Origin of the sequence: Enterobacter sp. 03-F-07-AD-ECC (assembly GCF_047530935.1) — a bacterium.
Classification (GTDB): Bacteria; Pseudomonadota; Gammaproteobacteria; order Enterobacterales; family Enterobacteriaceae; genus Enterobacter; species Enterobacter cloacae.
Window position 1 is genome coordinate 32,180 of sequence record NZ_JBLKBZ010000009.1, and the last position, 15,167, is coordinate 47,346.

The 15,167-nt window shown below is 55.9% G+C and carries 16 protein-coding genes; 12 read left to right on the forward strand and 4 right to left on the reverse strand.

What is annotated here, in order from left to right; all coding sequences use genetic code 11:
- The first annotated feature begins 34 nt into the window (after positions 1–34).
- The 8 genes from ACMWKA_RS15070 to ACMWKA_RS15105 all read left to right on the forward strand — a co-directional run bounded on the left by ACMWKA_RS15070 (position 35) and on the right by ACMWKA_RS15105 (position 6,398).
- A complete protein-coding gene (locus ACMWKA_RS15070; protein ID WP_029882663.1) occupies positions 35–448 on the forward strand; it encodes a DNA polymerase III subunit psi in 414 nt (137 codons plus the stop codon).
- Positions 417–860 carry a ribosomal protein S18-alanine N-acetyltransferase gene (rimI, locus tag ACMWKA_RS15075; RefSeq protein WP_013095481.1) on the forward strand — a complete coding sequence of 148 codons (444 nt, stop codon included), beginning with the start codon at positions 417–419 and terminating at the stop codon, positions 858–860. Before ACMWKA_RS15070 ends, rimI begins: the two co-directional genes overlap by 32 nt.
- A 20-nt stretch (positions 861–880) precedes the next feature.
- The gene (gene yjjG / locus ACMWKA_RS15080; RefSeq protein ID WP_014830570.1) at positions 881–1,558 is read left to right on the forward strand and encodes a pyrimidine 5'-nucleotidase; all 678 of its coding nucleotides are present in this window, start codon (positions 881–883) and stop codon (positions 1,556–1,558) included.
- 92 nt (positions 1,559–1,650) lie between these two features.
- On the forward strand, positions 1,651–3,240 hold the full coding sequence (gene prfC / locus ACMWKA_RS15085) for a peptide chain release factor 3 (protein ID WP_414760386.1): 1,590 nt from the start codon (positions 1,651–1,653) through the stop codon (positions 3,238–3,240).
- A 300-nt stretch (positions 3,241–3,540) separates the two neighbouring features.
- Positions 3,541–4,158 carry a molecular chaperone OsmY gene (gene osmY / locus ACMWKA_RS15090; RefSeq protein WP_013095484.1) on the forward strand — a complete coding sequence of 206 codons (618 nt, stop codon included), beginning with the start codon at positions 3,541–3,543 and terminating at the stop codon, positions 4,156–4,158.
- 126 nt (positions 4,159–4,284) lie between these two features.
- On the forward strand, positions 4,285–4,446 hold the full coding sequence (locus tag ACMWKA_RS15095) for a DUF1328 domain-containing protein (RefSeq protein ID WP_003856556.1): 162 nt from the start codon (positions 4,285–4,287) through the stop codon (positions 4,444–4,446).
- A 120-nt stretch (positions 4,447–4,566) separates the two neighbouring features.
- On the forward strand, positions 4,567–5,619 hold the full coding sequence (locus tag ACMWKA_RS15100; RefSeq protein WP_020684448.1) for a patatin family protein: 1,053 nt from the start codon (positions 4,567–4,569) through the stop codon (positions 5,617–5,619).
- Complete coding sequence (locus ACMWKA_RS15105; protein WP_023621924.1) at positions 5,616–6,398, forward strand: TatD family hydrolase; 783 nt, start codon at positions 5,616–5,618, stop codon at positions 6,396–6,398. Before ACMWKA_RS15100 ends, ACMWKA_RS15105 begins: the two co-directional genes overlap by 4 nt.
- On the opposite strand, the gene ACMWKA_RS15110 is transcribed toward ACMWKA_RS15105, so the two are convergent.
- Positions 6,393–7,253: a YjjW family glycine radical enzyme activase gene (locus ACMWKA_RS15110; RefSeq protein WP_130626867.1), complete on the reverse strand. Its 861-nt coding sequence runs from the start codon at positions 7,251–7,253 to the stop codon at positions 6,393–6,395. The genes ACMWKA_RS15105 and ACMWKA_RS15110 overlap by 6 nt on opposite strands.
- The gene (locus ACMWKA_RS15115) at positions 7,228–8,775 is read right to left on the reverse strand and encodes a YjjI family glycine radical enzyme (protein ID WP_414760387.1); all 1,548 of its coding nucleotides are present in this window, start codon (positions 8,773–8,775) and stop codon (positions 7,228–7,230) included. The genes ACMWKA_RS15110 and ACMWKA_RS15115 overlap by 26 nt, the downstream gene beginning before the upstream one ends.
- 262 nt (positions 8,776–9,037) lie before the next feature.
- Between ACMWKA_RS15115 and deoC the strand changes: the two genes are divergently transcribed.
- The 4 genes from deoC to deoD all read left to right on the forward strand — a co-directional run bounded on the left by deoC (position 9,038) and on the right by deoD (position 13,321).
- On the forward strand, positions 9,038–9,817 hold the full coding sequence (gene deoC / locus ACMWKA_RS15120; RefSeq protein ID WP_013095489.1) for a deoxyribose-phosphate aldolase: 780 nt from the start codon (positions 9,038–9,040) through the stop codon (positions 9,815–9,817).
- Positions 9,818–9,917: 100 nt separating this feature from the next.
- Positions 9,918–11,240 carry a thymidine phosphorylase gene (gene deoA, locus ACMWKA_RS15125; RefSeq protein WP_013095490.1) on the forward strand — a complete coding sequence of 441 codons (1,323 nt, stop codon included), beginning with the start codon at positions 9,918–9,920 and terminating at the stop codon, positions 11,238–11,240.
- 51 nt (positions 11,241–11,291) lie between these two features.
- Positions 11,292–12,515, forward strand: coding sequence for a phosphopentomutase (gene deoB / locus ACMWKA_RS15130; protein ID WP_013095491.1), 1,224 nt, complete (start codon positions 11,292–11,294; stop codon positions 12,513–12,515).
- An 83-nt stretch (positions 12,516–12,598) separates the two neighbouring features.
- Positions 12,599–13,321 (forward strand): purine-nucleoside phosphorylase, encoded by a 723-nt coding sequence (deoD, locus tag ACMWKA_RS15135; RefSeq protein ID WP_013095492.1) that lies wholly within the window; start codon positions 12,599–12,601, stop codon positions 13,319–13,321.
- A gap of 61 nt (positions 13,322–13,382) precedes the next feature.
- Here deoD and lplA read toward each other — a convergent pair whose 3' ends face one another.
- Together lplA and ACMWKA_RS15145 are read right to left on the reverse strand one after the other, a co-directional pair.
- On the reverse strand, positions 13,383–14,399 hold the full coding sequence (lplA, locus tag ACMWKA_RS15140; RefSeq protein WP_094085093.1) for a lipoate--protein ligase LplA: 1,017 nt from the start codon (positions 14,397–14,399) through the stop codon (positions 13,383–13,385).
- Between the two features lie 39 nt (positions 14,400–14,438).
- The gene (locus ACMWKA_RS15145) at positions 14,439–15,083 is read right to left on the reverse strand and encodes a YtjB family periplasmic protein (RefSeq protein WP_013095494.1); all 645 of its coding nucleotides are present in this window, start codon (positions 15,081–15,083) and stop codon (positions 14,439–14,441) included.
- Between the last annotated feature and the right edge of the window lie 84 nt (positions 15,084–15,167).

Here is a 15,167-nt window from a genome sequence, read left to right on the forward strand (position 1 = left end):
ATATTTGCGCGCCTGAGAGACAGGAGTTTTCGCTATGACATCCCGACGTGACTGGCAGTTGCAGCAGCTGGGTATCACCCAGTGGGTCTTGCGTCGCCCGACGGCGTTGCAGGGTGAAATCGCTATCGCCATCCCTGCGCATGTGCGTCTGGTGATGGTGGCGGAAGAACTGCCTGCCCTGAATGATGCCCTGATTGGTGATGTCCTTCGCAGCCTGAAGCTGACGGCCGACCAGGTTTTACAGCTGACGCCGGACAGGGTCGCCATGCTTCCTCCTGACAGCCATTGCAACTGCTGGCGAATGGGCGAGACAAACGACATATCCCTTTCCGGGAGCCAGATCAGCTCCCCCGTGCTGGAAGAGCTGAAAGCCAACCCAAAAGCGCGAAGCGCGCTATGGCAACAAATCTGCGAATATGAACACGATTTCTTCCCTCACGACGCCTGATCTGCCTGCGGCGTATGCGATTGAAACACGCGCCCATGCGTTTCCGTGGAGCGAAAAGACACTCGCCAGCAATCAGGGCGAACGGTATCTGAATTACCGCCTGGACGTTGACGGCACCCTGGCCGCATTTGCGATAACCCAGGTCGTTCTGGATGAGGCCACGCTGTTTAATATCGCGGTGGATCCCGCGTTTCAACGCCGTGGGCTGGGAAGAGAACTGCTTACGCATCTCATTCGTGAGCTCGAAACCCGTGACGTTTTCACCCTGTGGCTGGAGGTGCGCGCGTCAAATGTCGCCGCCATCGCGCTCTATGAAAGCTTAGGCTTTAACGAGGCGACAATTCGCCGTAACTACTACCCGACCGCAGAGGGACGTGAAGACGCCATTATTATGGCTCTGCCGATTGGATAACGAAAAATAAGGTTGTAACGATGAAATGGGACTGGATTTTCTTTGACGCCGACGAAACGCTCTTTACGTTCGATTCGTTCGGTGGTCTACAGCGGATGTTTTTGGACTATAGCGTGACCTTCACCGCTGAAGATTTTCAGGACTATCAGGCGGTGAATAAACCGCTGTGGGTGGATTACCAGAACGGTGCCATCACCGCGTTACAACTGCAGCACCAGCGTTTCGATGTCTGGGCCGAACGGTTAAATGTAAGTCCAGGCGCGTTAAACGAGGCATTCCTCAATGCGATGGCCGATATCTGCGCCCCGCTGCCGGGGGCGGTTTCCCTGCTTGATTCGCTGAAAGGCAAGGTCAAACTGGGGATCATCACCAACGGTTTTACCGCGCTGCAGCAGATTCGCCTTGAGCGCACGGGCCTGCGCGATCATTTCGACGCGCTGGTGATCTCAGAAGAGGTGGGCGTGCCGAAGCCGGATCCGCGTATTTTTGATTATGCACTGGCGCAAGCCGGCAACCCCGATCGCGACCGTGTGCTGATGGTGGGGGATACCGCGGAGTCGGATATTCTGGGCGGCATCAATTCTGGTCTGTCGACCGTCTGGTTGAATGCGCATGGCCGCGTGAAGCCAGAAGGTATTGAGCCAACCTGGACCGTAACGTCGTTGAACGAACTGGAGCAGCTCCTGTGTAAACAATGATTGCCTGCCCCCCATTGATGGGTAAAATAGCCGCATTTTTCGTATTCCATGATGCGCGGCCTGCTGTCGCGCTTATATAAGAAGATTTGATTATGACGTTGTCTCCTTATCTGCAAGAGGTGGCCAAACGCCGCACTTTTGCCATTATTTCGCACCCGGATGCCGGTAAAACCACCATCACCGAGAAGGTGCTGCTGTTCGGACAGGCCATCCAGACCGCCGGTACCGTAAAGGGCCGTGGCTCCAGCCAGCACGCAAAATCTGACTGGATGGAGATGGAAAAACAGCGTGGTATTTCGATTACCACCTCCGTGATGCAGTTCCCGTATCACGACTGCCTGGTGAACCTGCTGGACACCCCGGGCCACGAAGACTTCTCCGAAGATACCTACCGTACGCTGACGGCGGTGGACTGCTGCCTGATGGTGATCGACGCCGCAAAAGGTGTAGAAGACCGTACCCGTAAGCTGATGGAAGTGACCCGTCTGCGCGATACGCCAATCCTCACCTTTATGAACAAACTCGACCGTGACATCCGTGATCCGATGGAGCTGATGGATGAAGTGGAAAACGAGCTGAAGATTGCCTGTGCGCCCATCACCTGGCCAATTGGCTGCGGTAAATTGTTCAAAGGGGTTTACCACCTTTATAAAGACGAAACCTATTTGTATCAGACAGGTAAAGGCCACACCATTCAGGAAGTGCGCATCGTGAAAGGTCTGGATAACCCGGATCTGGACGCCGCGGTGGGTGACGAGCTGGCTGCACAGCTGCGTGACGAGCTGGAGCTGGTGAAAGGCGCATCTCATGAGTTCGATAAAGAGCTGTTCCTGAGCGGCGAAATTACCCCGGTCTTCTTTGGTACCGCTCTGGGTAACTTCGGCGTCGACCATATGCTCGACGGTCTGGTGGAGTGGGCGCCGCAGCCGATGCCACGTAAAACCGACACCCGTGAAGTGGAAGCGAAAGAAGAGAAGTTCACCGGCTTCGTCTTTAAAATTCAGGCCAATATGGACCCGAAACACCGTGACCGCGTGGCTTTTATGCGCGTGGTGTCCGGCAAGTATGAAAAGGGTATGAAGCTGCGTCAGGTGCGTATCGGTAAAGATGTGGTGATCTCCGACGCGCTGACCTTCATGGCGGGCGACCGTTCGCACGTGGAAGAAGCGTATCCGGGTGACATCATCGGTCTGCATAACCATGGCACCATCCAGATCGGTGATACCTTCACGCAGGGCGAAATGATGAAGTTCACCGGGATTCCGAACTTCGCGCCAGAGCTGTTCCGCCCCATTCGCCTGAAAGATCCGCTGAAGCAGAAACAGCTGCTGAAAGGGCTGGTGCAGCTTTCCGAAGAGGGTGCTGTGCAGGTCTTCCGTCCAATCGCGAATAACGATCTGATCGTGGGTGCGGTGGGTGTGCTGCAGTTCGACGTGGTGGTTGCACGTCTGAAGAGCGAATACAACGTGGAAGCGATTTACGAATCGGTCAACGTGGCGACCGCGCGCTGGGTTGAATGTGCTGACGTGAAGAAATTCGAGGAGTTCAAGCGTAAGAACGAAGTTCAGCTGGCGCTGGATGGCGGTGATAATCTCACCTATATCGCCCCAACCATGGTTAACCTGAATCTGACGCAGGAACGTTATCCTGACGTACAGTTCCGCAAAACGCGCGAACACTAATCCCCTCTCAGAGCACGGCAGCCGCCGTGCTCTTCTTTATTTCCTGTCTTATTAGTCCCTTGCGGAATGTTCTTAATTCATCGCATTTTCGCGCTTTTTGCTCGTTTTTTGCCCGAAACTGAAAGCACCTCTGTGAGAGTGATCTATATTTAACTCAGTGTTTAGCTCCGGGCGTGGATGAATAAACTGTTCAATGCATGACTTTAGGTTCTCCATTTTGCCCGTGTGTCTATTCGCAATATATAAAACTACTAAGGAAGTATGTAGCCCGAATAACGGGCAAAACACAGGAATACATCGATGAATATGACAAGACTGAAGATTTCTAAAACTCTGCTGGCGGTGACATTGGGTAGCGTTCTGGTAAGCGGCTCCGCTCTGGCGGAATCCAGCACCATGGATAAAGCGCAAAACACCGCTAATACCGCAGGGGAAAAAATCGATAGCTCTATGAATAAAGTCGGTAATTTCATGGATGACAGCTCAATCACAGCAAAAGTGAAAGCCGCGCTGGTAGATGATGAAGCTATCAAGAGCACCGATATTTCCGTAAAAACCGAGCAAAAAGTCGTCACCCTGAGCGGCTTTGTTGAAAGCCAGGCCCAGGCCGAACAGGCCGTCAAAGTGGCGAAGGGTGTTGAAGGCGTTGCGTCTGTAAGTGACAAACTGCACGTCCGTGACAGCAAAAACGCGTCGGTGAAAGGCTATGCAGGCGATGCCGCTACGACCAGCGAAATCAAAGCTAAACTTTTAGCTGACGACATCGTGCCATCGCGTAAAGTCAAAGTGGAAACCACCGACGGTGTGGTTCAGCTTTCCGGTACGGTAGATTCTCAGGCGCAAATTGACCGCGCCGAATCCATTGCGAAAGCAATTGATGGTGTGAAAAGCGTTAAAAACGATCTGAAAACGAAGTAAACCTGCACGATTCGCCCGATAGGCCAGCCCTGCGGGCGAAATAAAAATGACTCTGGAAAAACGCCGGTGAGTGACCTGAGCGCTCATATTTAGCGGCCGACATTAACTATGGTAAAGGAGAGGCTTATGTTTCGTTGGGGCATTATATTTCTGGTTATCGCGTTAATTGCCGCCGCTTTGGGCTTTGGCGGACTGGCGGGTACAGCGGCCTGGGCAGCTAAAATTGTCTTCGTTGTCGGTATCATCCTGTTCCTGGTGAGCCTGTTTACGGGACGCAGACGTCCGTAGCAAACGCAATATTCCTCAAACAAAAAAAAGCCAGTCGTGATGACTGGCTTTTTCTTATTTGCGTTGCTGGTCGGGTGCGTTACTGTGGAGAGAGAAAATAATCAAAACAGGAAAGCAGAGGTGGGGCAACGAATTCCCGTTACGCTCGGCAATATTGCGCCGCTGACGTTAAAACCGTTTCGTGCTGGTCAACTTGCGCTGGTTTGCGAGGGGGGCGGGCAGCGCGGCATTTTTACCGCCGGCGTGCTGGATGAATTTATGCGCGCGCAATTCAACCCGTTTGACCTTTACTTCGGCACGTCTGCCGGGGCGCAGAACCTGTCTGCCTATGTCTGTAACCAGCCTGGCTATGCGCGAAAAGTCATTATGCGCTACACCACGGCGAAAGAATTTTTTAACCCGGTGCGCTTCGTGCGCGGCGGCAACCTGATCGATCTCGACTGGCTGCTGGAATCCACCTCCAGCCAGATGCCGCTGGCGATGGATACCGCCGCACGCCTGTTTGATAGCGGCAAAGAATTCTGGATGTGCGCCAGCCGGGGCGATGATTATTCCCCGGGCTATTTCTCTCCTCAAAAAGAGAACTGGCTGGATATCATCCGTGCCTCCAGCGCCATTCCCGGTTTTTATCGGACCGGCGCGCTGCTGGACGGCATCAGCTATCTCGACGGCGGCATCAGTGACGCGGTGCCGGTGCAGGAAGCGGCCCGGCGGGGGGCAAAAACCATTGTGGTGATCCGCACTGTGCCGTCGCAAATGTACTACACGCCGCAGTGGTTTAAACGGATGGAGCGCTGGTTGGGCGACAGCAGTTTGCAGCCGCTGGTGAATATCGCGAAGCAGCATGAAACCACCTACGGCGCGATGCAACGCTTTATCGAAAAACCGCCGGGTAAGCTGCGTATTTTTGAAATTTATCCGCCGAAACCGCTGGTCAGTATGGCGCTCGGCAGCCGTGTTCCCGCGCTGCGTGCAGATTATAAAACGGGGCGACTGTGCGGACGCTACTTCCTGGCGACGGTTGGAAAAATGCTGGCAGAGCAACCGCCGCTGCACCGGCACAAACACATTATTACGCCGCCTGCGATTGTGGCTAACGATCCGCTGACCGTGCCGCTGGTGGATGTCCCGCAGGCGAATGACGCTTTACTGGATAACGAGGATCTGGCGTGACGCACCGTTTTGTTGATACCCACTGCCACTTTGATTTTCCGCCGTTTACGGGGGACGAGACGCAGAGCATTGAGCGCGCCGCTCAGGCGGGTATCCACGCGATGATTGTGCCTGCAATCGAAGTGGACAGATTCGAGCGCGTGCTTGATCTCGCCCGCCGCCATGATGCGCTGTATGCCGCACTGGGTCTGCATCCTATAGTGATAGAACACCATCTGGACGAACATCTCGACGTACTGGATGCGGCGCTGCAAACCCGCGAAAACAAACTGGTCGCGATGGGTGAGATCGGCCTCGATCTCTATCGCGATAATCCGCAGTTTGAACGCCAGCAGACGATCCTTGATGCCCAGCTCAGGCTGGCAAAGCGTCACGATCTGCCGGTGATCCTCCACTCACGACGTACGCACGACAAACTGGCGATGCACCTGAAACGCATCGATCTGCCGCGAAAAGGAGTGGTGCACGGTTTCTCCGGTAGCTTGCAGCAGGCGCAGCGTTTTATTGAACTGGGCTATAAGATTGGCGTGGGCGGTACCATTACCTATCCCCGGGCCAGCAAAACACGCGACGTAATGGCACAGTTGCCGCTGTCTGCTCTGTTACTGGAAACGGATGCTCCTGATATGCCATTAAACGGTTTTCAGGGACAGCCGAACCGCCCGGAACAGGCGGCACGCGTGTTTACCACGCTGTGTGAACTGCGTGAGGAGCCGGAAACGGAGATTGCAGATGCGCTGCTGGAAAATACCCGCGCGCTGTTTGGCATCACGCTATAGGTAAAGTGCCGGGCGGATCACCGTGATGTGCTGTTTTTCGAGCGCCAGCGCCAGCGGCTCGATGTCCTCCGGTGTAGCGCTGCGCCATGACGCCGCCTCGCCGTAAACCCCGTGCGCGTGAAACGCGTTAATGCGTACCGGCACATTCCCCAGCCCGAGGATAAATGTTGTCAGGGGCTTAAGATGCTCCAGATAATCGCACTGCTCAGGGATCATCAGTAAACGCAGTTCCGTCAGCCGCTGATGCTGCGCCAGCCAGCGAATGCTTTGCTTAATCTGCGGGTTTTCGCGTCCGGTCAGCACGCGGTGATGTTCGTTTCCCCACGCCTTGAGATCCACCATCGCGCCATCCAGTACCGGCAGCAGTCTTTGCCAGCCGGTTTCCCCCAGCAGACCGTTACTGTCCACCAGACACGTAAGGTGGCGCAGGGCGGGATCCGTTTTGATCGCCGTGAACAGGGCGATCAAAAACGGCAACTGGGTAGTGGCTTCGCCGCCGCTCACGGTAACCCCTTCAATAAAAGGGGCGGCTTTACGGACCTGCGCGAGGATCTCTTCCACGCTCAGGTGCTGCGCCATTGGCGTTGCCTGCTGCTGGCACAGATGCAGGCAGGTATCGCACTGCTGGCACCGACTCTCCTGCCACCAGACGCGCCCGGCCTGAATGTTCAGTGCATCGTGCGGGCAGTGGGGCACGCAGTCGCCGCAGTCGTTGCAGCGCCCGATGGTCCACGGGTTGTGGCAGGTTTTACAGCGCAGGTTACAGCCCTGCAGGAAGAGGGCCAGGCGGCTGCCCGGCCCGTCCACGCAGGAGAAGGGGATAACCTGACTAACTAAAGCGCATCTGCTGTTCATGGCTGACCACGCGCGGCTGACGTTCCAGAATGCGGGTATTGCGTGCGGCTTCTTCGCCAAGCCAGGTGGTATTGGTGCGCGATCCGGCTTCGCGATACTGTGCCAGATCCGACAGCCGCACCATATAGCCGGTCACGCGCACCAGATCGTTACCGGCTACGTTGGCGGTAAATTCCCGCATACCGGCCTTAAACGCCCCCAGGCACAGCTGCACGACCGCCTGCGGATTGCGTTTTACCGTCTCATCCAGCGTTAGAATGTCGCTGATCCCGGCGGAGTAGTGCGGGTGATGCGGCGCCACGGCCAGCAGATGAGTGATGGGATCCGGCTCGTCGCCGTACGGCAGACGCGCACCCGGAGTGGTACCGACATCTGAACTTATTCCCGACTGTGCATGGAGCATCGCACGCTGTTTCCAGCCGTATTTCACCGGCGTGTTTTCCACAAACGCCGCCAGCTGCTCGCTGATGCGATAGCCCAGCGCGTTGGCCTGCTCGCTCATCCCGTAACGGCCGTCGATACCCGCTTTTTCGCAAAGCGTATTCACTGCCTCTGCCATGCCGTACATGCCAAACATCGGTACAAAGCGATCGGCATCAATCAGCCCCTCTTTCACCAGGAAGCTATTCTCAAAGAAGCCGGATTGTTGATAGAGAAACGCGCAGCGGGCATCAATGATGGCCATTTGTTGCTGGCAGTAGTGCGGCAACATACGCGTGAAGAAATCGTCGGGTGACGCGCTGTGTTCAGCAATCGCCCGCAGATTGAGGCGGACCAGCGTACTGCCGCCGCCCGCCAGCGGCAGCGAGTTGTAACAGCTCACGATGCCATAGCGGCCTTTTGTGAAAATTTTATCATTCACCGGGCCATGGGAAATATGCGGTTTGCTGCATTCACAGATATTTTTTGCCACCTCAAGCAGGAGATCGTCCGGCGTCACGTCCGGGTCATAAATAAACGTCAGATTCGGTGCAGCCTGCTTCAATTCTGCATCGGCACGCAAAATGGCGCGGGTGATGGGGGTATCTGCCGGACCGATGTTGACGTGCGTAAAGGCGTCCGGCAACGTTCTGTCGAGATAGCGCCAGAAACGTTTTATTCGGCTATCGATCGCTTCTTGTGTTAGAATTCTAACATAGGGTTGCAGTAAGGCATCAAGGTGACCGAGATAGACCGGCATTGATGTTACTGAAGGCACATGATGGTAGAGAATGGTTAACAGCGAGAGCGCGTCATCCAGATCTTTCGCCCCCTCCAGCTCCAGCCATTCTGAACCTTTAGCCAGAAACGTTGCGTAATCCGGCAGAACATAACGGGGTTTATAGGACGCGTGGCCTTCAAACATGTCGCAGATAAATCCCTTGTCCAGCGCGGCACGAGCCGCCTCAGGAAGTGCCGGATAAGGCAGATTGTTTTCCGCTTCCAGCGCCAGAAAATGACGTTTCTGTTCCGGGGTTAACACCGGGCTTGTCACAATGTGCTGGCAACGTTGTTGCAGGGCGTCGGGGCTGGCGTGGGGCATGTTCGCTTCCTTGATTGTTCTGCGGATGATGAACGGATTGTAGGAAGCCATCCTGTCAGGGCTTTTGATCTGACGAGGGGAATCGCTGCATTCGTCAGCAGTTCACGCATAAAATTTTGAATCAGATCTCATTACAGTAATGCAAATTTGTACGTAGTTTTCATTAACTGTGATGAATGTCGAAGTGTGAATGCGGGTGGATGTTAGAATACTCACAGACCCGCAAGGTAAAATTGATACGGCACCGCCGTTGGAGAATGTTATGACCGATTTAACTGCAAGCAGCCTGCGCGCGTTGAAACTGATGGACCTGACCACCCTGAACGATGACGACACCAATGAAAAAGTCATCGCCCTGTGTCATCAGGCGAAAACGCCAGTGGGCAACACTGCCGCTGTCTGCATCTATCCGCGCTTTATCCCGATTGCCCGCAAAACGCTGAAAGAGCAGGGTACCCCGGACGTGCGCATTGCAACCGTAACTAACTTCCCGCACGGCAACGACGATATCGAGATCGCGCTGGCGGAAACCCGCGCGGCGATTGCCTACGGCGCAGACGAAGTTGACGTGGTATTCCCGTACCGTGCGCTGATCGCGGGCAACGAGCAGGTGGGCTTTGACCTGGTGAAAGCCTGTAAAGACGCCTGCGCGGCGGCAAACGTGCTGCTGAAAGTGATCATCGAAACCGGCGAACTGAAAGAAGAAGCGCTGATTCGTAAAGCGTCCGAAATCTCCATCAAAGCCGGTGCGGATTTCATTAAAACCTCTACCGGTAAAGTGCCGGTGAATGCGACCCCGGAAAGCGCGCGCATCATGATGGAAGTGATCCGCGATATGGGCGTGTCCAAAACTGTGGGCTTTAAACCGGCGGGCGGTGTGCGTACTGCGGAAGACGCGCAGCAGTTCCTGGCGATTGCCGACGAGCTGTTCGGCGAAGAGTGGGCGGACTCACGTCACTACCGCTTCGGCGCGTCCAGCCTGCTGGCAAGCCTGCTGAAAGCGCTGGGTCATGGCGACGGTAAGAGCGCCAGCAGCTATTAAGTTTGAATTGCCGGGTGGCGCTACGCTTACCCGGCCTACAGGATCGTGGTCGGGTATATCGTACCCGCCATCATTCACCCGATTCCTCATGGGGGTTACCGTGTTTCTCGCACAAGAAATTATTCGTAAAAAACGTGATGGTCATGCATTAAGCGACGAAGAGATCCGCTTCTTTATCAACGGCATTCGAGATAACACCATCTCAGAAGGGCAGATTGCAGCCCTGGCGATGACCATCTTCTTCCACGATATGTCGATGCCTGAGCGTGTCTCGTTGACCATGGCGATGCGAGATTCAGGAACCGTACTGGACTGGAAGAGCCTCAACCTCAACGGCCCGATTGTCGACAAACACTCCACCGGCGGCGTAGGCGATGTAACGTCTCTGATGCTCGGCCCCATGGTGGCGGCCTGCGGCGGTTATATCCCGATGATCTCCGGGCGCGGCCTGGGACACACCGGCGGTACGCTCGACAAACTGGAAGCCATTCCGGGCTTCGATATCTTCCCGGATGACAACCGCTTCCGCGAAATTATTAAAGACGTTGGCGTGGCGATCATCGGCCAGACCAGCTCGCTTGCCCCGGCAGACAAGCGCTTCTACGCAACCCGCGATATCACCGCAACCGTTGACTCCATCCCGCTGATCACCGCCTCTATTCTGGCGAAGAAACTGGCAGAAGGGCTGGACGCGCTGGTAATGGACGTAAAAGTGGGCAGCGGCGCGTTTATGCCAACCTATGAACTCTCTGCTCAGCTTGCTGAAGCGATCGTTGGCGTTGCCAACGGCGCAGGCGTGCGCACCACCGCACTGCTGACGGACATGAATCAGGTGCTGGCCTCCAGCGCCGGTAACGCCGTCGAAGTGCGCGAAGCCGTTCAGTTCCTGACAGGCGAATACCGCAACCCACGACTGTTCGACGTGACCATGGCGCTGTGCGTCGAGATGCTGATTTCAGGCAAACTGGCGAAAGACGACGCTGAAGCGCGCGCGAAGCTGCAGGCGGTGCTGGATAACGGCAAAGCGGCAGAGATCTTTGGCCGCATGGTTGCGGCGCAAAAAGGCCCGACCGACTTCGTGGAAAACTACGCGAAATACCTGCCGACCGCGACGCTCAGCAAAGCCGTTTATGCCGATAGCGAAGGTTTTGTCTCTGCTATGGACACCCGTGCACTGGGTATGGCGGTGGTCTCGATGGGCGGCGGCCGTCGTCAGGCATCGGACACCATTGATTACAGCGTTGGCTTTACCGATATGGCCCGTCTGGGCGACAGCGTTGACGGAGAACGTCCGCTGGCGGTGATCCACGCCAAAGACGAAGCCAGCTGGCAGGAGGCGGCGAAGGCGGTGAAAGCGGCTATTACGCTTGCGGATAAAGCACCAGAAAGCTCGCCTTCGGTCTATCGTCGTATCACCGAATAGCGGTATACTGATCTGATCAATCATTTTTAGCACTACGTACGGAGAACAATTATGAAACGTGCATTTATTATGGTGCTGGACTCATTCGGCATCGGCGCAACCGAAGATGCAGAACGTTTTGGTGACGTGGGTTCCGATACCATGGGTCACATCGCGGAAGCCTGTGCGAAAGGCGAAGCGGACAACGGTCGTAAAGGCCCTCTGACTCTGCCCAATCTGACCCGCCTCGGTCTGGTGAAAGCGCACGAAGGTTCTACCGGTAAAATCGCTGCCGGTATGGACGGCAACGCGGAAGTGGTGGGCGCTTACGCCTGGGCGCATGAGCTCTCTTCCGGTAAAGACACCCCGTCTGGACACTGGGAAATCGCCGGTGTGCCGGTTCTGTTTGACTGGGGCTATTTCTCCGATCACGAGAACAGCTTCCCGCAGGAACTGCTTGATAAGCTGGTGAAACGCGCCAACCTGCCGGGCTACCTCGGTAACTGCCACTCTTCCGGTACTGTGATTCTGGATCAGCTCGGCGAAGAGCACATGAAAACCGGTAAGCCGATTTTCTACACCTCAGCTGACTCCGTATTCCAGATTGCCTGCCACGAAGAGACGTTTGGCCTGGATAAACTGTACGAGCTGTGCGAAATCGCCCGTGAAGAGCTGACCGAAGGCGGCTACAACATTGGTCGTGTTATCGCGCGTCCGTTTATCGGCGACAAAGCGGGTAACTTCCAGCGTACCGGTAACCGTCACGACCTGGCCGTTGAGCCACCGGCACCTACCGTGCTGCAGAAACTGGTTGATGAGAAAGGCGGCCATGTGGTTTCCGTGGGTAAAATCGCCGATATCTACGCTAACTGCGGTATTACCAAAAAGGTGAAAGCCACTGGCCTGGATGCGCTGTTTGACGCGACCGTCAAAGAGATGAAAGAAGCGGGTGATAACACCATCGTCTTCACCAACTTCGTCGACTTCGACTCCTCCTGGGGCCACCGTCGCGACGTGGCGGGTTATGCGGCCGGCCTGGAGCTGTTCGACCGTCGTCTGCCAGAGCTGATGGAGCTGGTGGGTGAAGATGACATTCTGATCCTGACCGCTGACCACGGCTGTGACCCAACCTGGACCGGTACTGACCACACCCGTGAGCACATTCCGGTGCTGGTGTACGGCCCGAAAGTGAAACCGGGCTCGCTGGGTCACCGTGAAACCTTCGCGGACATCGGCCAGACGATTGCGAAATATTTTGGAACGTCTGACATGGAATATGGCAAGGCGATGTTCTGAGTTATGTTGGGTGCGGCCTGATGCCCTCACCCAAACCCTCTCCCACGGGGAGAGGGCGAATTTACAATGAAAAGGAACTGAAGATGGCAACTCCTCACATTAACGCAGAAATGGGTGATTTCGCTGACGTCGTATTGATGCCGGGCGACCCGCTGCGCGCGAAACACATTGCAGAAACTTTCCTCGAAGACGTGCGTGAAGTGAACAACGTTCGCGGCATGCTGGGCTTCACCGGAACGTACAAAGGCCGCAAAATCTCCGTGATGGGCCACGGTATGGGTATTCCATCCTGCTCCATCTACACCAAAGAGCTGATCACCGACTTCGGCGTGAAGAAAATCATCCGTGTTGGCTCCTGCGGCGCGGTGCGCATGGACGTTAAACTGCGTGACGTGGTGATTGGTATGGGTGCCTGCACCGATTCCAAAGTCAACCGTATGCGTTTCAAAGATCACGACTTCGCGGCGATTGCTGACTTCGGCATGGTGCGTAACGCGGTTGACGCGGCTAAAGCGCTGGGCGTTGATGCTCGCGTGGGTAATCTGTTCTCTGCGGATCTGTTCTATGCGCCGGACGGCGGCGAGATGTTCGACGTAATGGAAAAATACGGCATCCTGGGCGTGGAAATGGAAGCGGCGGGCATCTACGGCGTCGCGGCTGAGTTCGGTGCGAAAGCGCTGACCATCTGCACCGTATCTGACCACATCCGTACCCACGAGCAGACCACGGCTGCTGAGCGTCAGACCACCTTCAACGACATGATCAAAATCGCGCTGGAATCCGTTCTGCTGGGCGATAAAGAGTAATTCTGTCTCTTCCGGCCCTCTCCCTGTGGGAGAGGGTTGGGGTGAGAGCACCAGGCCGCACCTAGCGCACGGCCCGTGCAATCCACGCTGACAACTCCCGCAGCTCATTTTCCTGCTCCGGGAAATCCCCGATCAACGCATCGCATTCCTGTTGCAGCATATCCGCCCGATACAAACAGCCCTGCAAACGAGCCGCCAGCGCCTCTAACGGCGCCGGGTTAAGGCTGTCCGTAAACACCTGCGTGCGGGTGATATGACCTTTCTCTACGTCAAAGTGCAGCTCCACGCCGCCCCAGGTAAAGCGTTCGTCCAGCAGATGCGAAAAGGCAGGCGCCTGGCCAAAGTTCCACTCCCAGCTGCTCTGACGGGCAAAGGTTTCGGCGAAATTGGGCAGATCCGGGGTTTTATCCGGGGAGATCACCTCTGCCTCTACGCGCTCACCGTAATGGGCAAAGAAGGCTTCCTGGATCGCCTCGCAGATTTGCGCGTGAGTGATGTCCGGCAGAAGCTCAACCAGGTTGGCCACGCGCCCCCGCACGGAAGTGATCCCTTTGGCCTGCAGTTTTTTCTTGTCGGGATTCAGGTAGTTCGCCAGACGGCTGAGATCGGCGTTAAGAAGAAGGGTGCCGTGGTGGAAGCCGCGATCCAGTGTTTCGCGATAGGCTGAGCCTGACACTTTGCGATCTCCGTCGGGCGTTTTGACCACCAGATCGTTACGCCCGGAGGCTTCTGCCGTCACGCCGAGCGAATTGAGCGCGTTGAGGACAATGGACGTTGAGATGGTCTTGTCGTATTCCGGCTTACCTGCCATAAAGGTAAAGCAGGTATTGCCCAGATCGTGGAATACCGCACCACCGCCGCTGCTGCGGCGCGCCAGACGGACGTTGTCCTCTTCCATACGCCGGGTGTTACACTCTTTCCACGGATTCTGCGCGCGGCCAATGACCACCGTGTCGGCATTGCGCCAGAGAAACAGCACGCGTTGGGTGGCGGGCATCTGGCGGAAGATGCACTCTTCCACCGCAAGATTAAACCACGGATCGTAAGAGTCAGAGAGCAGCAGGCGTAACGTCGTCATGGCAGAGTTCCTTTTCCGAATCATCAGCCTACTTTATCACTAATCTTTCTTTTCGCTCTCTTCGTCTTCAGGAACAGATTTGCTGGCGGTCAGCAGGAAGGGCGACTGCTGCCAGCGGGTGCGCTTGCCCTGCAGCAAGGTGCGGGCCAGTACCACGCCAATGGCGAGGGAGAGCAGGAGCATCAGACGGAGTATATTGGTGGTGTTATCCACCTGTTTTGCTTCCGTGGGCAGGGTATGGGTGTCGAGCGTCAGGCGCAGATACCCCAGCGGACCATTTTTGCCCTGAATAGGTTCGACGATCTGCTGGTTAAAGTAGCCCCCGGCTTTTTTACCGTCCAGCGCCAGCCTGTCGCGTACGTCGACATGCTCGCCCGCGCGGGCAATCAGATCGCCTTTTTCATCGTAGACACCGGCATCCAGGATACGGCTGTTCTCGGTTAACTGACGCAAAACCTGGCTGATGCGTTTGTCATCCGGCGTTTCGGTACGCATAGCGGGCGCGACGTTAAGCGTAACCTGACGCGCCAGCGTGCGGGCCAGCTCCTCAAACTGCGGATTCCGTTGCCGTTGATGATTCTGGCTAAACCACGACGCCCCTTGCATCAGCACCACTAACAGGGCGAGACAGAAAAGGACGATCACGGCGCGATGAAGCCGGAATTTCAGTTTTGCGCGAGCCATATTCCACCTGCTGAAAATTTACGGCTTAATGTTGCCAGAAGTGATGGTTACAGGGTAGCCTCATGCGTTATTTTCCCTCTGGAA